The 20,164-nt window shown below is 72.1% G+C and carries 18 protein-coding genes; 13 read left to right on the forward strand and 5 right to left on the reverse strand.

The annotated features are described in order from the left end of the window. The first annotated feature begins 2 nt into the window (after nucleotides 1–2). The 5 genes from CG723_RS00920 to CG723_RS00940 all read left to right on the forward strand — a co-directional run bounded on the left by CG723_RS00920 (nucleotide 3) and on the right by CG723_RS00940 (nucleotide 4,110). A complete protein-coding gene (locus CG723_RS00920; protein ID WP_100591214.1) occupies nucleotides 3–1,340 on the forward strand; it encodes an ABC transporter permease in 1,338 nt (445 codons plus the stop codon). A gap of 139 nt (nucleotides 1,341–1,479) precedes the next feature. Then, on the forward strand, nucleotides 1,480–1,866 hold the full coding sequence (locus tag CG723_RS00925) for a cell division protein SepF (RefSeq protein WP_107489189.1): 387 nt from the start codon (nucleotides 1,480–1,482) through the stop codon (nucleotides 1,864–1,866). 92 nt (nucleotides 1,867–1,958) lie between these two features. Next, nucleotides 1,959–3,113 (forward strand): AAA family ATPase, encoded by a 1,155-nt coding sequence (locus CG723_RS00930; protein ID WP_100591760.1) that lies wholly within the window; start codon nucleotides 1,959–1,961, stop codon nucleotides 3,111–3,113. Continuing rightward, nucleotides 3,110–3,442 carry a nucleotide pyrophosphohydrolase gene (locus CG723_RS00935; RefSeq protein WP_100591216.1) on the forward strand — a complete coding sequence of 111 codons (333 nt, stop codon included), beginning with the start codon at nucleotides 3,110–3,112 and terminating at the stop codon, nucleotides 3,440–3,442. Before CG723_RS00930 ends, CG723_RS00935 begins: the two co-directional genes overlap by 4 nt. A gap of 188 nt (nucleotides 3,443–3,630) precedes the next feature. After that, complete coding sequence (locus tag CG723_RS00940; protein ID WP_100591217.1) at nucleotides 3,631–4,110, forward strand: DUF6099 family protein; 480 nt, start codon at nucleotides 3,631–3,633, stop codon at nucleotides 4,108–4,110. Between the two features lie 72 nt (nucleotides 4,111–4,182). Here the strand turns inward: CG723_RS00940 and CG723_RS00945 are convergent, their stop codons facing one another. Further along, the gene (locus tag CG723_RS00945; protein ID WP_100591218.1) at nucleotides 4,183–4,380 is read right to left on the reverse strand and encodes a hypothetical protein; all 198 of its coding nucleotides are present in this window, start codon (nucleotides 4,378–4,380) and stop codon (nucleotides 4,183–4,185) included. A gap of 234 nt (nucleotides 4,381–4,614) precedes the next feature. After that, nucleotides 4,615–5,538 (reverse strand): LLM class F420-dependent oxidoreductase, encoded by a 924-nt coding sequence (locus CG723_RS00950; RefSeq protein WP_100591219.1) that lies wholly within the window; start codon nucleotides 5,536–5,538, stop codon nucleotides 4,615–4,617. A gap of 104 nt (nucleotides 5,539–5,642) precedes the next feature. On the opposite strand from CG723_RS00950, the gene CG723_RS00955 reads away from it, so the two are divergent. From CG723_RS00955 to argF, 4 genes are all read left to right on the forward strand, one after another. Then, nucleotides 5,643–7,142 carry a 3' terminal RNA ribose 2'-O-methyltransferase Hen1 gene (locus CG723_RS00955; RefSeq protein ID WP_100591220.1) on the forward strand — a complete coding sequence of 500 codons (1,500 nt, stop codon included), beginning with the start codon at nucleotides 5,643–5,645 and terminating at the stop codon, nucleotides 7,140–7,142. Further along, nucleotides 7,139–9,712 carry a polynucleotide kinase-phosphatase gene (locus CG723_RS00960; protein ID WP_100591221.1) on the forward strand — a complete coding sequence of 858 codons (2,574 nt, stop codon included), beginning with the start codon at nucleotides 7,139–7,141 and terminating at the stop codon, nucleotides 9,710–9,712. The genes CG723_RS00955 and CG723_RS00960 overlap by 4 nt, the downstream gene beginning before the upstream one ends. 76 nt (nucleotides 9,713–9,788) lie before the next feature. Then, complete coding sequence (locus CG723_RS00965) at nucleotides 9,789–11,012, forward strand: arginine deiminase (RefSeq protein ID WP_100591222.1); 1,224 nt, start codon at nucleotides 9,789–9,791, stop codon at nucleotides 11,010–11,012. Between the two features lie 112 nt (nucleotides 11,013–11,124). Continuing rightward, nucleotides 11,125–12,132: an ornithine carbamoyltransferase gene (gene argF, locus CG723_RS00970; RefSeq protein ID WP_100591223.1), complete on the forward strand. Its 1,008-nt coding sequence runs from the start codon at nucleotides 11,125–11,127 to the stop codon at nucleotides 12,130–12,132. Between the two features lie 27 nt (nucleotides 12,133–12,159). Here the strand turns inward: argF and CG723_RS00975 are convergent, their stop codons facing one another. After that, a complete protein-coding gene (locus CG723_RS00975) occupies nucleotides 12,160–12,684 on the reverse strand; it encodes an ATP-binding protein (protein WP_100591224.1) in 525 nt (174 codons plus the stop codon). Nucleotides 12,685–12,910: 226 nt separating this feature from the next. Between CG723_RS00975 and CG723_RS00980 the strand changes: the two genes are divergently transcribed. Both CG723_RS00980 and CG723_RS00985 read left to right on the forward strand, forming a co-directional pair. Beyond that, on the forward strand, nucleotides 12,911–13,738 hold the full coding sequence (locus tag CG723_RS00980) for an enoyl-CoA hydratase family protein (protein ID WP_100591225.1): 828 nt from the start codon (nucleotides 12,911–12,913) through the stop codon (nucleotides 13,736–13,738). Between the two features lie 2 nt (nucleotides 13,739–13,740). After that, nucleotides 13,741–16,017 (forward strand): bifunctional salicylyl-CoA 5-hydroxylase/oxidoreductase, encoded by a 2,277-nt coding sequence (locus CG723_RS00985; protein ID WP_100591761.1) that lies wholly within the window; start codon nucleotides 13,741–13,743, stop codon nucleotides 16,015–16,017. Here CG723_RS00985 and CG723_RS00990 read toward each other — a convergent pair. Both CG723_RS00990 and CG723_RS00995 read right to left on the reverse strand, forming a co-directional pair. Further along, complete coding sequence (locus tag CG723_RS00990) at nucleotides 16,001–16,822, reverse strand: PaaX family transcriptional regulator (protein WP_100591226.1); 822 nt, start codon at nucleotides 16,820–16,822, stop codon at nucleotides 16,001–16,003. The two genes, CG723_RS00985 and CG723_RS00990, sit on opposite strands and share 17 nt — an antisense overlap. 4 nt (nucleotides 16,823–16,826) lie before the next feature. Next, nucleotides 16,827–18,461, reverse strand: coding sequence for an AMP-binding protein (locus CG723_RS00995; protein WP_100591227.1), 1,635 nt, complete (start codon nucleotides 18,459–18,461; stop codon nucleotides 16,827–16,829). A 151-nt stretch (nucleotides 18,462–18,612) separates the two neighbouring features. On the opposite strand from CG723_RS00995, the gene CG723_RS01000 reads away from it, so the two are divergent. Continuing rightward, the gene (locus CG723_RS01000) at nucleotides 18,613–19,743 is read left to right on the forward strand and encodes an acyl-CoA dehydrogenase family protein (protein ID WP_100591228.1); all 1,131 of its coding nucleotides are present in this window, start codon (nucleotides 18,613–18,615) and stop codon (nucleotides 19,741–19,743) included. After that, nucleotides 19,740–20,144 (forward strand): RidA family protein, encoded by a 405-nt coding sequence (locus CG723_RS01005; RefSeq protein WP_100591229.1) that lies wholly within the window; start codon nucleotides 19,740–19,742, stop codon nucleotides 20,142–20,144. The genes CG723_RS01000 and CG723_RS01005 overlap by 4 nt, the downstream gene beginning before the upstream one ends. The last annotated feature ends 20 nt before the right edge of the window (nucleotides 20,145–20,164 follow it).

The raw sequence follows: 20,164 nt of genomic DNA on the forward strand, positions 1-20,164 counted from the left end.
GGATGTTCGCACTCGCCCTGCGCTCCGTCCGGCTGCGCCCCGGACGCCTCCTCGCGACGCTCCTGTCGGCCTTTCTCGGCGCGGCGATCATCATGACGTTCAACTCGCTGCACGACACGGCGGGCGCCGCCGGCGTCGACCACGTCAGCGCGGAGACCCTCACCACCGCGGCGAGTGTCGTCGGCGGTTACGGGACGCTCCTCGTGTTCTTCGCCGTCGCCTCCACCCTGACCGTCAACGTCCGCCGGCGAGCCGACGAGATCACCCTCCTGCGCAACACCGGTGCCACCCCCGCCCAGATCAAGTGCCTGATCGTCGGCGAGTCCGTGATCGTCGCCCTCGCCGGTTCGGCGCTCGCCGTCGGGCCCGCGACGCTCGGCGGCCAGGCCCTGCTCGACGTGTTCAAGGACAGCGGCCAGGTCGCCGACGGCGTCAGCTACGTATTCGGTCCCGTCGCCCTCACGTCCGGCGTCGCCATCACCCTGCTCGCCTCCGCAGGCGCCGCGTTCCTCGCGGTGCGGCGCGCCACGAGGGCCGCCGCCGGGATGCGACAAGGGCGGGGCAGGGCACGGAAGTTCGCGGCCTGGGGCGCGCTCGCCGTCGGCGCCGCCGGTGTCCTTTGCACCTTCGCCATGAAGGCCACCGACGCGGCCCTCATGGCGGCGCCCGCCTACGGCGCGATCCTGCTCTCCGTAGGCTTCGCGATGCTTTCCCCGGCGCTGCTGCGCGGCTTCCTCGGCCGCACGGAACCCCTGCTCACCGCGCTCACCGGCGCGAGCGGCTATCTGACGGTACGAAACATGCGGCAGCGCGCCGACCAGCTCTCCGGCGTCCTGATGCCGCTGATCCTGTTCACCGGCATGGCCACGGCCACCCTCTACATGCAGGCCGTCGAGAGCGACGCGATCAAGGCGTCGGGCGTCGCCAAGTCCGTCGGGGACAAGAACCTGGAGACCCTCAACTTCGTGGTCGTCGGCATCATCGTCGTCTTCGCCTGCGTCATGCTCGTCAACACCCTGTACGCGGCGACCTCCTATCGGGTCCGCGAGTTCGGCCAGCAGCGCCTCGCCGGTGCCACGCCGGTCCAGGTCCTCGGAACGGTCGCGGTCGAGAGCCTCGTCCTCACGGTGACGGGTGTGTTCTTCGGCACGGTGGCGGGCCTCGCGGGGATCGTGCCCTTCACCACCGTCCGCACCGACTCGCTCCTGCCCGACCAGGGCCTCGGGATCTGGCTCACGGTCGTGGCGTTGGCGGCCACGGCCACGTTCGTGACCAGTCTGGGCACGGCCCGCAGGACTCTGCGCGTCAAGGCCGTGGACGCCGTCGCGATCGCCGCCTGACACCGGATCGAAGCCCCCGGCACGGTCCGCACCCGCCACCACGGCGGATGCGGACCGTGTCGCTGTTGGGCTGAACGAGTGACTTGGCGTAAGAATGGCGGGTGCAGACAAAAGTACGAGCCCGGACGGGGTGGGGGCAGTGAACAGCCACGACGTCACTGACGAACAGTGGGAAGGGCTCGCCCAGGTCGTACCTCTGCGCGGCCGTAACGCATGGCCGTCGGCGGTCGACCACAGGGCCGTCCCCGAAGCGGAGACCGAGGCGCGGCGACGGTTCGTCGTCCTGCGGATCAATGTGTTCGCGGACGCCCGCGAGGTCGCCGAGACCGTGATGACGGGCATCCCCGTGCTGCTCGACCTGAGCGGCGCAGAGTCCGATGTCGCCAAGCGCGTCCTGGACTTCAGCAGCGGAGTGGTCCTCGGCCTCGGCTGCGGAATGCACCGCGTCGACCGCAATGTCTTCCTGCTCGCCCCTCCCGGCACCGAGGTGCAGGACTTCGTGGCGGGGGCCGTTCCCCGGGTCTAGTCACCCGGCCCAGGCCCTCCGGTCCCCCGATCGAAGGAAGGTCCGCCCGGAAGAACGGTTCTCCGGGCGGAGTGCCGCCTACCGTCCGGAACATGACCTTGCTCGCGCGGGACGGCGGCGCACCCCCGGCTCCCCAGGACCGGCCGAGCCTCACCGAACTGCGGCTCTCCGCCTTCGCCGCGCACCGCAGCGCACGCTTCCCGCTCGGCCCGCTGACCCTCTTCGCGGGACCGAGCGGCAGCGGCAAGTCCAGCGCCCTGAAGGCCTACGAGGGCCTGGCCCGGCTCGGCGGCGGCGCGGCCCTCGACGAGGTGTTCCCCGACCCGTCCGCCCACGTCCCCGACGGGGCCCGCCCCGACGCGCAGCGACGCCGCGGCTTCCGCATCGGCTGCACCGTCACCGGGCCCGTCGGCCCGGTCCGCCTCGACCTCGCGATCCAGGCCGAGCCCGAACTGCGCATCGTCGGCGAGCGGTTGACCTGCGGCGGCCGCACTCTCTTGGAGACCGCCCTGCGCGACCCCGGACGCCGCGTCGTCCAGGCCGCCTGGCACACGGCAGGGGCAACCCCCGTGACCCGCGCGCCCCTGCCGGACGACCTGCTCGGCACGGCGCTCCTGCCGCTGCGCGTCGCGGGCAAGACGGAAGGCCAGCGGCTCGTCATCGCCGCCGCCGAACAAGTGGTGGTCGCCCTGCGCTCCGTCTTCTCCTGCGACCCCCGGCCCGACCGCATGCGTCGCCCCGCCCCGGCCACCGCCGACCGCCTCCTGAGCGGCTGCGACAACCTCGCCGCCGTCCTGTGGCGCACACGCTCCGAGTGCGGCATCCGGCACGCGCTGCTCGTCGCCGCCGCCCGGGCCGGCTGCGCGGGACCCGTCGTCGACGTCCTGTCGGAGGACCTCGGCAACGGCACGGTACGGGCCGTGCTCGACCGCGGCGACGGTCTGCGCACCCCCGTCGACCGGCTCGGGGACGGCGAGTTGAGGTACCTGGCGCTCGCCCTGGTCCTGCTCACGGGCCCCCGTGTGCTCGCGGTCGACCCGGTGGCGGAGGTGCCCGAGGCGTACCAGACGCTCACCGTCCTCGCCGACGGCCTCGACCGCAGTCTCGACCCTCGGCAGCTGCGGGAGCTGACGGCGCTCGCGGTGCGGATGTGCGGGCGCGGGCACATCCGGCTGGCGGGGGCGGTCGGCGACGGGACGTGGGCGGCGCGGGAGCACGGAGCGGCGGTGGTAGACCTGAGGCCGTGACAGAACTTGATGTGGAGGGACTGCAGCGCCGGCTGGCGCAGTTCGCCGAGGCCAGGAACTGGGAGCAGTACCACACGCCGAAGAACCTGGTGGCCGCGCTGAGCGTGGAGGCGTCCGAACTGGTCGAGATCTTCCAGTGGTTGACTCCGGAGGAGTCGGCCGGCGTGATGGCGGACCCGGACACGGCGCACCGGGTGCGCGACGAGGTCGCCGACGTCCTCGCGTATCTGCTGCAGCTGTGCGAGGTGCTCGGGATCGACGCGCTGGCGGCCCTGTCGGCGAAGATCGACCGCAACGAGGAACGGTTTCCGGTGCCGGGGGAGGGCTGAGGCCGGCGGCTCAGACCGGCGGCTGAGACCGGCTGGAAGGGCCGTGCGACCGGTCTTGTCACTCTATGGAGTCACAGAATTATCAACATTGGATTCCGTGTCCACAGATTTCGGTCGTCCTCTGGCTTTTCGCCTCACCGACCCTCACTCTGGGTAGTGGACAGAGGAGTTCGGGACGGGGGCGGCGCATGGACGCGGTGCGACTCATCAGGGCGAGTCGACGGGCCCTGGCGGAGAGCCAGGACGCGCCGGCCATCACGCGGGAGGCATGGCAGGCCCAGGCCCTCGCACAGGCCATGGGGAACAGGCTGGCGAGAGAGGGCCCGCCGGAGCTGAGGGGTGAGGCGCGCGGACTGAGCGAGGCGGGCGGCAGAGGCTGCTCGGGCTCGGCGCTCCCGGTCATCGGGGCGGGCGGCATACGGGCGGCGCAGCTCACGGAGCTGCCGGAGGCGCACAAGGCACTGATCGGGTTGGCCGCGCTGCTCGGGGAAGTGGGGATCGCCCTGGTGGGCATAGCCAGCGAGGCGGAGGAGGAGGGGGACTACTGGCACTGCATGGACGCCATCGACGCCGCCGACGAATCACGGGACAGGGTCCTCGAGATAATCCGCAGGCTCGGGCTGCGCCGCGACACCATGTCGGAGTCGGAGCCTGACTCGGCGGCTTAGGGGGCGTGCCAGTTGGTGCGGTGGCGGGCTTCGGGGGCGCACCGGCATCGGTGCGACGCGCCCCCGGCGGGATCAGAGGCGGTGGCCCTCGTCGGCGGACGGGGCGCCGGGTCCGGTGGACTGCTGAAGGTCGGCGTCGAGCTGCGACAGATCTGCGTTGAGCGCGGCCATCAGCTCTTCCATCTGCTGGAGCAGCCCCTTGGGCGCGCCCTCCTGATCCGGCCCGGCCGGTTCGTGGACGACCTGCTCGGACATGGCTTCCTGGGACATGGCGGCCTCCTCGGCCCTCGCCCTCCCCGCGGGGGAAGGCAGTTGACGCAAGCGTCGCCCGGCAGCGGCAGCCGCCGCCGGTGCGGGTGCCGGGCGGTCCGGCTCCGCCCCAGCCAACGATCACTCGCGTGAACGGGTCACTGGCCGGGGCCCCGGGCCACGTGCCCGGTTGACGGATGTTCACCCGACAGGGGCGGGGCCGGAGCGCCGGGACCAGCGGAGTTGACGCGTGGCCTAGGACAGCTGGGGCATCACCTCGGTGGCGATCAGGTCCAAGTGGTCCAGGTCGTCCAGGTCGAGCATCTGGAGATACATCCGCTGCGAGCCGACGGCCTGGTACGCGGCGATCCGCTCGACGACCTCGGCCGGCGACCCGGCGAGCCCGTTCGCCTTCAGCTCGTCCACATCACGGCCGATCGTGGCGGCGCGGCGCCTGACGTCGGCGTCGGTCTTGCCGACGCACGCCACCAGGGCGTTGGAGTAGACGAGGCTGTCGGCGCTGCGGCCGTGCTGCTCCACCGCCGCACGGACCCGCTTGAACTGCTGTTCCGTGTCGGTGAGCGACGCGAAGGGGATGTTGAATTCGTCGGCATACTGCCCGGCGAGCGCCGGGGTCCGCTTGGCGCCGTGCCCGCCGATCAGGACGGGCACCTTGCTCTGCGTCGGCTTCGGCAGCGCGGGGGAGTCCGTCAGCTGGTAGTAGGTGCCGTTGAAGTTGAAGCGCTCGCCGACGGGCGTGCTCCACAGGCCCGTGACGATGGCGAGTTGCTCCTCAAGACGGCCGAACTTCTCCTTCGGGAAGGGGATGCCGTAAGCCTCGTGCTCCGCCCCGTACCAGCCGGAGCCGAGGCCCAACTCCACGCGCCCACCCGACATCTGGTCGACCTGCGCGACCTGGATCGCGAGGACACCGGGGAGGCGGAAGGTGCCGGCGGTCATCAGTGTGCCCAGGCGGATCCGCCTGGTCTCGCGGGCGAGCCCGGCCAGCGTGATCCAGGCATCGGTGGGGCCGGGGAGCCCGTCGGCGGAGCCCATGTGCAAGTAATGGTCAGACCGGAAAAACGCTCCGTAATTGAGGTCTTCAGCGGCCTTCGCGACGCGGAGAAGCGTCTCGTAGGTCGCGCCTTGTTGCGGTTCGGTGAAGACTCGAAGATCCATTCATCCATCATGCACCGGTCACTTCTGGTGACCTTTTAGAACCGCAGCGTCCCCGGAGAGAAATGCGTGGTCGGAGGCGGTACTGGCGGACCATACTCGGACGCGTGTTCCTGACGATCAGTACGACCGGCACCGCTGAACGCCCCGCGACCGACCTCGGGTTTCTGCTGCACAAGCATCCCGACAACGCGCAGGCGTTCTCCACCTCGCACGGAACCGCGCACGTCCTCTACCCGGAGGCGTCCCCGGAGCGCTGCACCGCGGCGCTGCTCCTTGAGGTGGATCCGGTCGCGCTCGTGCGCCGCGGCAAGGGCAAGGGCCGTGGCGGCGCCCCCGACGCGGCGCTCGCGCAGTATGTGAACGACCGGCCGTACGCCGCGTCGTCCCTGCTAGCCGTGGCGATCGGCAGTGTGTTCTCCAGCGCCCTGCGCGGACAGTGCAAGGCCATGCCCGAGCGGGCCGAGCAGCCGATGCCGCTGCGCATCGAGGTGCCCGCGGTGCCCGCGCGCGGCGGGGCCGCACTGGTGCGCCGACTCTTCGAGCCGCTCGGCTGGACCACGGTGACGGCCGACCCGGTGGCGCTCGACGAGCAGTTCCCCGAGTGGGGCGACTCGCGCTACGTGCGTCTCGTCCTGGAGGGCGAGCTGCGGCTCGCCGAGGCGCTGCGGCACCTGTATGTGCTGCTGCCCGTGCTCGACGACGCCAAGCACTACTGGGTCTCGGCCGACGAGGTGGACAAGCTGCTTCGGGCGGGTGAGGGCTGGCTGCCCACGCACCCCGAGCAGAAGCTGATCACCAGCCGCTACCTCTCGCGACGCTGGGCACTCACCCGCAGCGCCATGGAGCGCCTGGAACTGGTACGGCTCGCCAATGCGGACGACACCGACGTCGAGGCCATCGACAACGCGGTCGACGAGGCGACGGACACCGAGGAGCAGCCCGTACCGCTGGCTGTCCAGCGGCGCGACGCCATCACCGCCGCGCTCAGGGCGGCGGGGGCCGGGCGCGTGCTCGACCTGGGCTGCGGGCAGGGCCAGTTGGTGCACGAGCTGCTCAAGGACACCCGGTTCACCGAGATCGTCGGTGTCGATGTGTCGATCCGGGCCCTGACGATCGCCGCCCGGCGCCTCAAGATCGACCGGATGGGCGAGCGCCGGGCCGCCCGCGTCACGCTGCTCCAGGGCTCGCTCGCGTACACCGACAAGCGGCTCAAGGGGTACGACGCGGCGGTCCTCAGCGAGGTCATCGAGCACCTCGACCTGCCGCGGCTGCCCGCACTGGAGTACGCGGTGTTCGGCTCCGCGCGGCCGAGGACCGTCCTCGTGACGACACCGAACGTCGAGTACAACGTCCGCTGGGAGACCCTGCCCGCCGGGCACGTCCGGCACGGCGACCACCGCTTCGAGTGGACCCGCGAGGAGTTCCGCACCTGGGCGCGCGCGGTGGCCGAACGGCACGGCTACGACGTGGAGTTCGAGCCCGTAGGACCCGACGACCCGGAGGTCGGCCCGCCCACGCAGATGGCCGCCTTCACCCTGACCGATCAGACCCCGACCGACCGGACCCCGACCGACCCGAGTCCGAAGGAGGCGAAGGCCGCATGACCACCACACCCGGTTCCCACGCTCGTACGCTCCCCGTCACCGACCTGTCCCTCGTGGTCCTCATCGGCGCCTCGGGGTCCGGCAAGTCGACGTTCGCGCGGCGGCACTTCAAGCCCACCGAGATCATCTCCAGCGACTTCTGCCGGGGGCTCGTCGCCGACGACGAGAACGACCAGAGCGCCAGCCGCGACGCCTTCGACGTGCTCCACTACATCGCGGGCAAGCGCCTCGCGGCCGGGCGGCTCACCGTCGTCGACGCGACCAACGTCCAGCAGGAGAGCCGCAAGCAGCTCGTCGACCTGGCGCGGCAGTACGACGTGCTGCCCATCGCCATCGTCCTCGACATCCCCGAGGAGGTCTGCGCCGCGCGCAACGCGGAGCGCGCCGACCGCGCCGGCATGCACCGCCGCGTCATCTCCCGGCACACCCGTGAACTGCGGCGTTCCCTGCGCCACTTGGAGCGCGAGGGCTTCCGCAAGGTGCACATCCTGCGCGGCGTCGAGGAGGCCGACAGCGCCGAGGTCGTACGCGAGAAGCGCTACAACGACCTCACGCACCTCACGGGCCCCTTCGACATCATCGGCGACATCCACGGCTGCGCCTTTGAACTGGAGATGCTGCTCACCAGGCTCGGTTACGCGGACGGTGTGCACCCCGAAGGCCGTACGGCGGTGTTCGTCGGCGACCTCGTCGACCGGGGGCCCGACTCCCCGGGCGTCCTGCGCCGCGTCATGTCGATGGTCAAGTCGGGCCACGCGCTGTGTGTGCCCGGGAACCACGAGAACAAGTTCGGCCGGTACCTCAAGGGCAGAAAGGTCCAGCACACGCACGGCCTCGCCGAGACCGTCGAGCAGTTCGCGGGCGAGAGCGAGGAGTTCACGCAGGAGGTCGCGGAGTTCGTCGACGGCCTCGTCAGCCACTACGTCCTCGACGGGGGCAAGCTCGTGGTGTGCCACGCGGGCCTGCCCGAGAAGTACCACGGCCGCACGTCCGGGCGGGTGCGCTCGCACGCGCTGTACGGGGACACGACCGGCGAGACCGACGAGTTCGGCCTGCCGGTGCGCTACCCGTGGGCGGAGGACTACCGGGGCAGCGCGGCCGTCGTCTACGGCCACACACCGGTCCCGCAGGCCACCTGGCTCAACAACACCATCTGCCTCGACACCGGCGCCGTGTTCGGCGGCAAGCTGACCGCGCTGCGCTGGCCGGAGCGCGAACTGGTCGACGTACCCGCACAGAAGGTCTGGTACGAGCCGTCGCGGCCGCTGCGGACCGAGGCGCCCGGCGGGCAGGACGGGCGGCCGCTCGACCTCGCCGACGTGCACGGACGGCGGGCCGTCGAGACCCGGCACGCCGGACGCGTAGCCGTGCGCGAGGAGAACGCGGCGGCGGCCCTGGAGGTCATGAGCCGCTTCGCCGTCGACCCGCGCCTGGTCCCGTACCTGCCGCCGACGATGGCGCCGACGGCGACGTCACGGGAAGAGGCCCGCGGCGGAGCCGCTGACGAGCACTTCCTGGAGCACCCCGCCGAGGCCTTCGCCCAGTACGCCGCCGACGGAGTAGGGCGCGTCGTGTGCGAGGAGAAGCACATGGGCTCGCGGGCCGTGGCCCTGGTGTGCCGGGACGCGGAGGTGGCGCGCGAGCGCTTCGGCGTCCCGGAGGGGCCCACCGGCGCGCTCTACACCCGTACCGGACGGTCCTTCTTCGCCGACGAGCAGGTCACCGAGGAGATCCTCGGCCGGGTGCGCGCCGCCGTCACGGACGCCGGCCTGTGGGACGAACTCGACACGGACTGGCTGCTGCTCGACACGGAGCTGATGCCCTGGTCGCTCAAGGCGTCGGGGCTGCTGCGCTCGCAGTACGCCGCCGTGGGCGCCGCGTCCGGTGCCGTGTTCCCGGGTGCCATCGCCGGCCTGGAAGCGGCGGCGGCGCGCGGCGTCGACGTGGGTGAACTGCTCGGCAGGCAGCGTGAACGGGCCGAAGACGCGGCCGCGTTCACGGACGCCTACCGGCGCTACTGCTGGACGACGGACGGGCTCGACGGGGTGCGGCTCGCGCCGTTCCAGATCCTGGCCGTGCAGGGCCGGTCGCTGGCCGCGCTGCCGCACGACGAGCAGCTCGCGCTCATCGACCGCATGGTCGAGCACGACGGGTCCGGGCTCCTGCAGACCACCCGGCGGCTCTTCGTGGACACCGGGGACGAGGCGTCGGTGAGCGCCGGTGTCGACTGGTGGCTGGAGATGACGGGCCGAGGCGGCGAGGGCATGGTCGTCAAGCCGGTCGAGGCGCTCACGCGCGACGGCAAGGGCCGTCTCGTACAGCCGGGCATCAAGTGCCGGGGCCGCGAGTACCTGCGGATCATCTACGGTCCCGAGTACACGCGCCCCGACCACCTGGAACGCCTGCGCGGGCGCTTCCTCGGGCACAAGCGCTCGCTCGCCGTCCGCGAGTACGCGCTCGGTCTCGAGGCGCTCGACCGGCTCGCGGACGGGGAGCCGCTGTGGCGCGTCCACGAAGCGGTGTTCGCGGTCCTCGCGCTCGAGTCGGAGCCGGTCGACCCGAGGCTGTGAGCGCGCCGATGTGACCCGCCACCCAGCTCCTTGATTGCACGGGCACGGGCCGTCCGGCCGGGGAAAGATGGATTCCATGGGATTCCACGTCGACTCCGAGGCCGGGCGGCTGCGCCGCGTCATCCTGCACCGCCCCGATCTGGAGCTCAAGCGGCTCACCCCGAGCAACAAGGACGCGTTGCTCTTCGACGACGTGCTGTGGGTGCGCCGCGCGCGGCAGGAGCACGACGGGTTCGCCGACGTGCTGCGCGACCGCGGTGTGACCGTGCACCTCTTCGGCGACCTGCTCACCGAGACGCTCGCCATCGGGGACGCCAGATCCCTCGTCCTCGACCGGGTCTTCGACGAGAAGGAGTACGGGCCGCTCGCCACCGACCACCTCAGGGCCGCCTTCGAGACGATGCCGGCCACGGACCTGGCCGAGGCGCTGGTCGGTGGCATGACCAAGCGGGAGTTCCTCGACCGGCACCCCGAGCCGACGTCGGTCCGCTTCCACGCGATGGACCTCGACGACTTCCTGCTCGGCCCGCTGCCCAACCACCTCTTCACCCGCGACACCTCGGCCTGGATCTACGACGGCGTCTCCATCAACGCGATGCGGTGGCCCGCCCGGCAGCGCGAGACCGTCCACTTCGAGGCGATCTACCGGCACCATCCGCTGTTCCGCGACGCGGGCTTCCACCTGTGGTCGCAGGGGCAGGCCGACTACCCGTCCACGATCGAGGGCGGCGACGTCCTGGTGATCGGGCAGGGCGCCGTCCTCATCGGGATGAGTGAGCGCACCACCCCGCAGGCCGTCGAGATGCTGGCGCACAAGCTGTTCGCGGCGGGCTCCGCGCAGACGATCGTGGCGCTCGACATGCCGAAGCGCCGGGCGTTCATGCACCTCGACACCGTGATGACGATGGTCGACGCCGACACGTTCACGCAGTACGCGGGGCTCGGCATGCTGCGCTCGTACACCATCGAACCGGGCGTGGGCGAGCGGGAGTTGAAGGTCACCGACCATCCACCGGAGCACATGCACCGGGCCATCGCGGCCGCGCTCGGCCTCAGCGAGATCCGGGTCCTGACCGCCACGCAGGACGTGCACGCGGCCGAGCGGGAGCAGTGGGACGACGGGTGCAACGTGCTGGCCGTGGAGCCGGGCGTCGTCGTCGCCTACGAACGTAACGCCACGACGAACACCTATCTGCGCAAGCAGGGCATCGAGGTCATAGAGATCCTCGGCAGCGAGCTGGGGCGCGGCAGGGGCGGCCCGCGCTGCATGAGCTGCCCGGTGGAGAGGGACCCTGTGTAGGGGCCCGTGTGGAAGCCTGCCACTGGAATCCTGTATAGAAATGTGTAACGTCGTATAGACTTCCAGTGTCTCTGATGCCCTAGCCCTTTTACGCGTACCCCAGGAGCGCCCCATGGCGACAGTCCGTCCCGACCTCACCGGCCGCCACTTCCTCAAGGAGGTGGACTTCACCGCCGAGGAGTTCCGCGGCCTGATCGACCTCGCCGCCGAGTTGAAGGCCGCCAAGAAGGCGGGGACGGAGACGCGGCACCTCGCGGGCCGGAACATCGCGCTGATCTTCGAGAAGACCTCCACGCGTACGCGCTGCGCCTTCGAGGTCGCCGCGGCCGACCAGGGCGCGTTCACGACCTACCTGGACCCGTCCGGCTCGCAGATCGGCCACAAGGAGTCCGTGCGGGACACCGCCCGGGTCCTCGGCCGGATGTTCGACGCCATCGAGTACCGCGGGGACAGTCAGTCCGGCGTCGAGGAACTCGCCGCGTACGCGGGCGTGCCGGTCTACAACGGCCTGACCGACGACTGGCACCCCACGCAGATGCTCGCCGACGTGCTCACGATGGTCGAGCACTGCAGCAAGCCGCTCGACCGGATCGCCTTCGCCTACCTCGGCGACGCCCGCTTCAACATGGGCAACTCGTACCTGGTGACCGGCGCGCTGCTCGGCATGGACGTCCGGATCGTGGCGCCGCGCGAGTACTGGCCGGCCGAGGAGATCGTCGCCGAGGCCCGCAAGCTCGCCGAGGCGAGCGGCTCGCGCGTCACGCTCACCGAGGACGTCGCCGAGGGCGTCGCGGGAGCCGACTTCGTCGCCACCGACGTCTGGGTCTCCATGGGCGAGCCCAAGGAGGTGTGGGCCGAGCGCATAACCGCTCTCAAGCCGTACGCCGTGACGATGGACGTCCTGCGCGCCACCGGCAACGCGGACGTCAAGTTCCTGCACTGCCTGCCCGCCTTCCACGACCTGGGCACCAAGGTCGGGCGCGAGATCCACGAGACGTACGGCCTGGACTCGCTGGAGGTCACGGACGAGGTCTTCGAGTCGGCGCACTCGGTCGTCTTCGACGAGGCCGAGAACCGGCTGCACACCATCAAGGCGATCATGGTCGCCACGCTGGCCTGACGCCCGCGCGGGCAGGGGCGGGGCGTACTACTCCGGGCTCGTCCGCTGCGCCGGTATCGCGGGAAGGGTGAACCAGACCGCCTTGCCGGACGCGGTGGGGCGATGTCCGCAGGACGAGCTCAGGGTGCGGATCAGCAGCAGGCCGCGCCCGTGCTCCTGCCACGGGTCCGGCTCCTCGGCCGGGCCGGGCAGGGTCAGATCGCCGGGCGGCGCCGGGTCCCCGTCGTGCACCTCGACCTGACAGCCCGACGGCAGCAGCTCCACCACCAGCTCGATGGGGCCCGACCCCGCCGTGTGCTCGACGGCGTTCGCCACCAGCTCGGCCGTGAGCAGCTCCGCCGTGTCGCTGTCGGCGGCGGGCGACTCGATCTCCGTCAGGGCCGTGCGCACCAGAGCGCGCGCGACCGGCACCGCGGCCGCGCTGTGCGGCAGTGCGATGCGCCAGGAGGTGGGGGCAGGCGGTGTGGGCACGGCGGGTCCGTTCAGGGTGCAGGTGTCCTGACAGGGGGTGACAGGGGCTGACAGCGGGGGAGCTGTCCTGCTTTCAACCATACGAATGGTAAGGCGTCGGTGGACAGAGCCGCCCGACGCCCTTCTTCGGGACGTCCGGCACTGGCCTCCCCACGCCTGCCCTACCTGGGCTGTCGGCGCACTGCCAGGATCGCGTATCGCGTACTCGTGACGGAAGTCACGAAGCGGTGATAACTTCGTGGAGCGACGTGCCCGAGGCAGGCGCGCCGTCCCGTCCGCCGCCCTCGCCCGAGGAGGCCGCACCGCCATGAGTCCCTTCACCGGCTCCGCGCCCCGCACCGACGACTGGCGGCACCTGAGGTACGCCGTCGACGACGGGGTCGCCACCGTCACCCTGGCCCGCCCCGACAAGCTCAACGCGCTCACCTTCGGCGCCTACGCCGACCTGCGCGACCTGCTCGCCGAGCTGTCCCGCGAGCGCTCCGTACGCGCCCTCGTCCTGGCCGGAGAGGGGCGCGGCTTCTGCTCCGGCGGTGACGTGGACGAGATCATCGGCGCCACCCTCGCCATGGACACCGCCCAGCTCCTCGACTTCAACCGGATGACCGGCCAGGTCGTACGGGCCGTGCGCGAGTGCCCCTTCCCCGTGATCGCCGCCGTGCACGGCGTCGCGGCGGGCGCCGGCGCCGTCCTCGCCCTCGCTGCCGACTTCCGCGTCGCGGACCCGAGCGCCCGCTTCGCGTTCCTCTTCACCCGCGTCGGCCTGTCCGGCGGCGACATGGGCGCCGCGTATCTGCTGCCCCGCGTCGTCGGCCTCGGCCACGCGACGCGGCTGCTCATGCTGGGCGAGCCGGTGCGCGCCCCGGAGGCCGAGCGCATCGGCCTGATCAGCGAGCTGACCGACGAGGGCCAGGTCGACGAGGCCGCGCAGGCCCTGGCCCGCCGCCTCGCCGAGGGCCCGGCCCTCGCGTACGCCCAGACCAAGGCGCTGCTCACCGCCGAACTCGACATGCCGCTGGCCGCCGCCGTCGAAATGGACGCCGCGACCCAGGCCCTCCTCATGAACGGCGAGGACTACGCCGAGTTCCACGCGGCCTTCACGGAGAAGCGTGCCCCCAAGTGGCGGGGGCGGTGACCATGGGACCCCTGCGCGTGGCCGTCATCGGCGGCGGACCCGGCGGCCTGTACGCCGCCGTCCTCCTCAAGCGGCTCGACCCGCGCCGCGACATCACGGTCTGGGAGCGCAACGCCCCCGACGACACCTTCGGCTTCGGCGTCGTCCTCTCCGACGAGACGCTCGGCGGCATCGAGCACGCCGACCCCGTCGTCCACGCCGCGCTCCAGGCCGAGTTCGTGCGCTGGGACGACATCGACGTCGTGCACCGCGGCACCCGCCGCACCTCGGGCGGCCACGGCTTCGCCGCGCTCGGCCGCCGCAGGCTCCTCGAAATCCTCCACGAGCGCTGCCGGCAGCTCGGTGTGAACCTCCGTTTCCGCTCGGAAGCCCCGTCGGCGGCCGACCTCGCCCGCGACCACGACCTCGTCGTCGCCGCCGACGGAGTGCGCAGCGCGACCCGCGAGGCCCACGCCGACGCATTCCGGCCGCACATCGAGGAGCACCGCTGCCGCTACATCTGGCTCGCCGCCGACTTCGCCTTCGACGCGTTCCGCTTCGAGACCGCCGAGACCGAGCACGGCGTCATGCAGCTGCACGGATACCCGTTCTCGGCGAGCGACAGCACTGTCATCGTCGAGATGCGCGAGGAGGTCTGGCGGGCGGCCGGTTTCGACGGGCTCGACGTGCGCGAGTCCGTCGAGCGCTGCGCCAAGATCTTCACCGAGGCCCTCGGCGGCCGTGGCCTGAGGTCGAACAAATCCGCCTGGACCGCCTTCCGCACGGTCGTGAACGAGACGTGGTCGCACGGGAACGTCGTCCTCGTCGGCGACGCCGCGCACACCGCGCACTTCTCCATCGGCTCCGGCACCAAGCTCGCCGTCGAGGACGCCCTCGCGCTCGCCGCCTGCCTCCAGGAGCAGCCCACCACGGCCGAGGCGCTCGCCGCGTACGAGGCGGAGCGGCGGCCCGTCGTCGCCTCCACGCAGCGCGCGGCCCGCGCCAGCCTGGAGTGGTTCGAGAACCTCGGCCTCTATCTCGACCAGCCCTCACGCCAGTTCGCGTTCAACCTCCTCACCCGCAGCCGCCGCGTCACGCACGACAACCTGCGCCTGCGCGACCCCGGCTTCACCGAGGCCGTCGAGCGCGACTTCGGCTGCCCGCCCGGCACGCCCCCCATGTTCACGCCGCTGCGCCTGCGCGAGCTGACCCTGCGCAACCGCGTCGTCGTCTCGCCCATGGACATGTACTCGTCCCGGGACGGCGTCCCCGGCGACTTCCACCTCGTCCACCTCGGCGCGCGGGCCCTCGGCGGCGCCGGACTCGTCATGACCGAGATGGTGTGCGTCAGCCCCGAGGGCCGCATCACCCCGGGCTGCGCCGGTCTCTACACGCCGGAACAGGCCGCGGCCTGGCGCCGGATCACCGAGTTCGCGCACGCCCAGGCCCCCGGCACGGCGATCGGCGTCCAGCTCGGACACTCCGGCCGCAAGGGCTCCACGAAACTGATGTGGGAAGGCATCGACGACCCGCTCCCCCACGGGAACTGGCCGCTGGTCGCCGCCTCCCCGCTCCCGTACAAGCCGGGCAGCCAGATTCCGCACGAGCTGACGCAGGACGAACTCGGCGATGTCCGGGAGCAGTTCACGTCCGCCGCCGTGCGCGCCGCCGACGCCGGCTTCGACCTCCTCGAACTGCACTGCGCCCACGGCTATCTGCTGTCCGGGTTCCTGTCGCCGCTGAGCAATCACCGGACCGACGCGTACGGCGGCTCGCTCACGAACCGGCTGCGCTTCCCCCTCGAAGTCTTCGACGCCGTACGCGAAGTGTGGCCCGGTGACCGGCCCATGACCGTCCGGATCTCCGCCACCGACTGGGCGGAGGGCGGCACGGACGCGGCCGACGCCGTAGAGATCGCCCGCGCCTTCGCCGCGCACGGCGCAGACGCGATCGACGTCTCGACCGGCCAGGTCGTCGCCGACGAGAAGCCCGCCTACGGACGCTCCTACCAAGTGCCGTTCGCGGACCGGATCCGCAACGAGACCGGCATCCCGGTGATCTCGGTCGGCGCGATCTCCTCGTGGGACGACGTCAACTCGCTGATCCTGGCCGGGCGCACCGACCTGTGCGCGCTGGCCCGCCCCCACCTCTACGACCCGCACTGGACCCTGCACGCGGCGGCCGAACAGGGCTACGCGGGTCCCGGTGTCGCCTGGCCGAAGCCGTACGAGGCGGGCAGCAGGCCACCGCAGACCGGACGCCTGGACGCGCCCAAGCCCCGGCTCACGCTGGGTGGTTGACGGTGGTGAACGCCGCCCCCGCATTCCGCAGCCGCTCGTGCAGCGCCCGGAACACGCTCGCCGAGCGGGTCCCCGGCCACCGCGCAGGCAGCAGCCCGGCGGGCAGCCCCGGGTCGGCGTACGGCAGATGGCGCCAGGAGTCGAGGGCCAGGAGGTAGTCCCGGTACGCCTCCTCCGGAGCGGCGTCGCCGGGGGAGCGGGCCTGCCAGGCGGCGAGCACCGGCGCGTGCTCGTCCAGGAACGCCTCGTGCAGCGCGGCGAGACGGTCCAGGTCCCACCAGCGCGCGACCGCGTCCGCCGTCGCCGCGAACCCCAGGTGCTCGCCGCGGAACAGATCGACGTACGCGGAGAGCCCGAGGCGCTCCAGGGTGTGCCGGGTCTCCTCGTGCAGGCCCGCCGGGGCGATCCACACGCCGGGCGCCGCCGAGCCGAAGCCGAGCCCGGCAAGGCGTGAGCGCAGGACGTGCCGCTTGGCGCGCTCGGCCTCCGGCACGGAGAACACCGCGAGCACCCAGCCGTCCGCCCCGCCGGCCGGCGCCCCGTAGATGCGCCGGTCGCCGTCGTCCAGGAGCTGCCGGGCGGCCGGCGACAGCGCGTACCCGGCGGCGCCCGACCCCGTGCGCTCCGGCAGGAGCAGCCCGCGCCGCTTGAGGCGGGACACGCAGGACCGCACGGCGGGCGCGTCGACGCCGACCGCGCCGAGGAGACGGATCAGCTCGGCGACCGGCACGGCGCCGGGAAAGCCGCGCCCGTAGGCGCCGTAGAGGGTGACGATCAGGGACCGGGGAGTGTGCAGGTCGGACACGTGGTCACTCTAGATCGCCGGTGGAGCGCAGCCGGAACCGCTGCAGCTTCCCGGTCGCCGTGCGCGGCAGGGCGTCCAGGAACACGATCTCGCGCGGGCATTTGTACGGCACCAGCTCGGCCTTCACGAACGCCCGCAGCGCGTCCGGGTCCCGGCGGGCGCCCTCGCGCAGCACGACGAAGGCGACCGCGATCTGCCCGCGCTCGTCGTCGGGGCGGCCCACCACCGCGGTCTCCGCGACGTCCGGGTGCCGCAGCAGCGCGTCCTCGACCTCGGGACCCGCGATGTTGTACCCCGCAGAAATGATCATGTCGTCGGCGCGGGCGACGTACCGGAAGTAGCCGTCGGGATCGCGGACATACGTGTCCCCGGTGACGTTCCAGCCGCCGCGGACGTACGTCGTCTGCCGCTCGTCGGCGAGGTAGCGGCAGCCGACCGGGCCGCGCACGGCGAGCAACCCCGGTTCTCCGTCCGGTACCTCGGCCCCGGCGGCGTCGATCACGCGCGCCTGCCAGCCGGGCACGGGCACGCCCGTCGTGCCGGGGCGGATCGCGTCGTCGGCGGCGGAGATGAAGATGTGCAGGAGTTCCGTGGCGCCGATGCCGTTGATGATGCGGATCCCGGTCGCCTCGTGCCAGGCGCGCCAGGTCGCGGCCGGCAGGTTCTCGCCCGCCGAGACGCACCGCCGCAGCGAAGAGAGGGCGTGCCCGTCGGTGCCGTCGATCCCGTCGAGCAGCGCGCGGTACGCGGTCGGCGCGGTGAACAGGACGGACACCCCGTGCTCGGCGATGGCGGGCAGCAGCTGCCGCGGCCCGGCCTGTTCCAGCAGCAGCGACGAGGCGCCGGCCCGCAGCGGGAAGACGACGAGACCGCCGAGCCCGAACGTGAAACCGAGCGGCGGGCTCCCCGCGAACACGTCGTCCGGCCTCGGCCGCAGGACATGGCGCGCGAACGTGTCGGCGATGGCGAGGACGTCCCGGTGGAAGTGCATACAGCCCTTGGGGCGCCCCGTCGTGCCCGAAGTGAACGCGATCAGGGCGACATCGTCGGCGGCGGTCGCCACGGCGTCGTACGTCTCGGGCTGTCCGGAGCCGCGCCGCAGGAGGTCGTCGGGCCCCTCGCCGCCGAACGGTGTGACGCGCAGCCCGGGCACCTCGGCCTTCACCAGGTCGTCCATGGTCCTGGCGTCGCACAGCGCGTGCGTGACCCGCGCGATGGAGCAGATCGTCGCCAGTTCCTGCGACCGCGCCTGCGCGAGGACGGTGACGGCGACCGCGCCCGCCTTCATCACGGCCAGCCAACAGGCCGCGAGCCAGGGAGTGGTGGGGCCGCGGAGGAGTACCCGGTTCCCCGGCCGCACGCCCAGCTCGCCGCTGAGCACGTGCGCGATCCGGTCGACGCGGCGGAGCAGTTCCCCGTACGTCCACACCTCCCCGTCGCCGGTGCGGAACGCGGGAGGCTCCGCGCCGAACCGCTCGACGGTGCGGTCGAGCAGCTCGGCCCCGCAGTTGAGTCGCTGCGGATAGCGCAGTTCGGGGAGGTCGAAGACGAGGTCGGGCCAGAGCTCGCGCGGCGGGAGATGGTCGCGCGCGAAGGTGTCGACGTGGGCCGATGTGTGCTGCGGTGGAGCGTCTGTCATGGCCGTGCGCCCCCTTGTCATGGTGGGCTCGCGCAAACAGGTAGCGGTGGGCTCGCGGAACGAGCGTATCGTGATGGTGACGACAGTCAACGGTCCGCGATAACGTGACGGAGCCGGCCCGAGCCGCCGGCGAACCGGGAGGCGCCGACAGATGACCGCAGAGTCCGCAGCTCCGTCATTCTCGCTCGACCCAGCACAGACCGCCTGGTGTGCCGAGCTGTGTGCGCTCGCCGCCGAGCGGCTCGCGCCCCTCGCCGAGAAGGGCGAGCCGGGGAGGGTGAACCGGCCGCTCGTCGCCGAGCTCGGCCGGCTCGGCCTCCTGGAGCGGCTGTTCCGCTCCGGCGCCCTCGACCTGTGCCTGATGCGCGAGTCCCTCGCCCGCGTCTGCACGGAGGCCGAGACCGCTCTCGCCCTTCAGGGACTCGGCGCACACCCCGTGCACGCGTACGGCACCGACGCGCAGCGCGCGCACTGGCTGCCGCGCGTCAGCGACGGCACGGCCGTCGCGGCCTTCGCGCTCAGCGAGCCGGGCGCGGGTTCCGACGCCGCGGCCCTCGCCCTGCGCGCCGAGCCCGACGGCACCGGAGGCTGGTGCCTCATCGGCGAGAAGACCTGGATCTCGAACGCCCCCGAGGCCGACTTCTACACCGTCTTCGCCCGTACGGCCCAGGACGCCGGCGCCCGTGGCGTCACCGCCTTCCTGGTCCCGGCGGACCGCCCCGGCCTCACCGGCACCCCCCTCGACATGCTCTCCCCGCACCCCATCGGCTCCCTCGACTTCGACGCGGTCCCGGTCACCGCCGACGACGTGCTCGGTGAACCGGACCGAGGCTTCCGCGTCGCCATGACCACCCTGAACCTCTTCCGCCCGAGCGTCGGGGCCTTCGCCGTGGGCATGGCGCAGGCCGCGCTCGACGCGACGCTCGACCACACCGCCCGGCGCGACGCGTTCGGCGGCAAGCTGAAGGACCTCCAGACCGTCGCCCACCAGGTGGCCGATCTCGCCCTGCGCACGGAGGCGGCCCGCCTCATGGTCTACGCGGCGGCCTCGGCGTACGACGCGGGCGCCCCCGACGTGCCGCGGCGCGCCGCGATGGCGAAGCTCCTGGCCACCGAGACCGCCCAGCACGTCGTCGACACCGCCGTCCAGCTGCACGGCGCCCGCGCCCTGCAACGCGGCCACCTCCTCGAACACCTCTACCGCGAGGTGCGGGCACCCCGCATCTACGAAGGGGCCAGCGAGGTCCAACGCGCGATCATCGCCAAGGAGTTGTACGCGTGAGCAGTATCGAGCGGATCAATCCACCCGAACTCTCCCCGGCCACCGGCTTCTCGCACGCCGTCACCGCCACCGGCGGCCGCCTGGTCTTCCTCGCCGGACAGACCGCCCTCGATGCTGACGGCAAGATCACCGGCGACACGCTCCCGGAGCAGTTCGAGCGGGCCCTGACCAACCTCCTCACCGCACTGCGCCACGCGGGAGGCGCCCCCGACACCCTCGCCCGCGTCACCGTCTACGCCACCGACGTCGCCGACTACCGCACCCACGCCCATGAACTCGGGCGTGTCTGGCGCGAGTTGGCGGGCCGCGACTATCCGGCGATGGCAGTGATCGGCACGACCCGGCTGTGGGACGAGCAGGCGCTGGTGGAATTGGACGGGCTGGCGGTCCTGCCGGACTAGGGCGCGCCCGTCGGTCCCGG

It is taken from the genome of Streptomyces sp. CB01635, assembly GCF_002803065.1.
In the GTDB taxonomy this organism is placed as follows: domain Bacteria; phylum Actinomycetota; class Actinomycetes; order Streptomycetales; family Streptomycetaceae; genus Streptomyces.

Bases quoted from the DNA above. Each gene is read 5' to 3' on its own strand.
- CG723_RS00920 (WP_100591214.1), top strand. From the start codon at position 3: ATGTTCGCACTCGCCCTGCGCTCCGTCCGGCTGCGCCCCGGACGCCTC.
- CG723_RS00930 (WP_100591760.1), top strand. From the start codon at position 1,959: ATGACCTTGCTCGCGCGGGACGGCGGCGCACCCCCGGCTCCCCAGGAC.
- CG723_RS00940 (WP_100591217.1), top strand. From the start codon at position 3,631: ATGGACGCGGTGCGACTCATCAGGGCGAGTCGACGGGCCCTGGCGGAG.
- CG723_RS00945 (WP_100591218.1), bottom strand. From the start codon at position 4,380: ATGTCCCAGGAAGCCATGTCCGAGCAGGTCGTCCACGAACCGGCCGGG.
- CG723_RS00950 (WP_100591219.1), bottom strand. From the start codon at position 5,538: ATGGATCTTCGAGTCTTCACCGAACCGCAACAAGGCGCGACCTACGAG.
- CG723_RS00960 (WP_100591221.1), top strand. From the start codon at position 7,139: ATGACCACCACACCCGGTTCCCACGCTCGTACGCTCCCCGTCACCGAC.
- CG723_RS00965 (WP_100591222.1), top strand. From the start codon at position 9,789: ATGGGATTCCACGTCGACTCCGAGGCCGGGCGGCTGCGCCGCGTCATC.
- argF (WP_100591223.1), top strand. From the start codon at position 11,125: ATGGCGACAGTCCGTCCCGACCTCACCGGCCGCCACTTCCTCAAGGAG.
- CG723_RS00975 (WP_100591224.1), bottom strand. From the start codon at position 12,684: ATGGTTGAAAGCAGGACAGCTCCCCCGCTGTCAGCCCCTGTCACCCCC.
- CG723_RS00980 (WP_100591225.1), top strand. From the start codon at position 12,911: ATGAGTCCCTTCACCGGCTCCGCGCCCCGCACCGACGACTGGCGGCAC.
- CG723_RS00985 (WP_100591761.1), top strand. From the start codon at position 13,741: ATGGGACCCCTGCGCGTGGCCGTCATCGGCGGCGGACCCGGCGGCCTG.
- CG723_RS00995 (WP_100591227.1), bottom strand. From the start codon at position 18,461: ATGACAGACGCTCCACCGCAGCACACATCGGCCCACGTCGACACCTTC.
- CG723_RS01000 (WP_100591228.1), top strand. From the start codon at position 18,613: ATGACCGCAGAGTCCGCAGCTCCGTCATTCTCGCTCGACCCAGCACAG.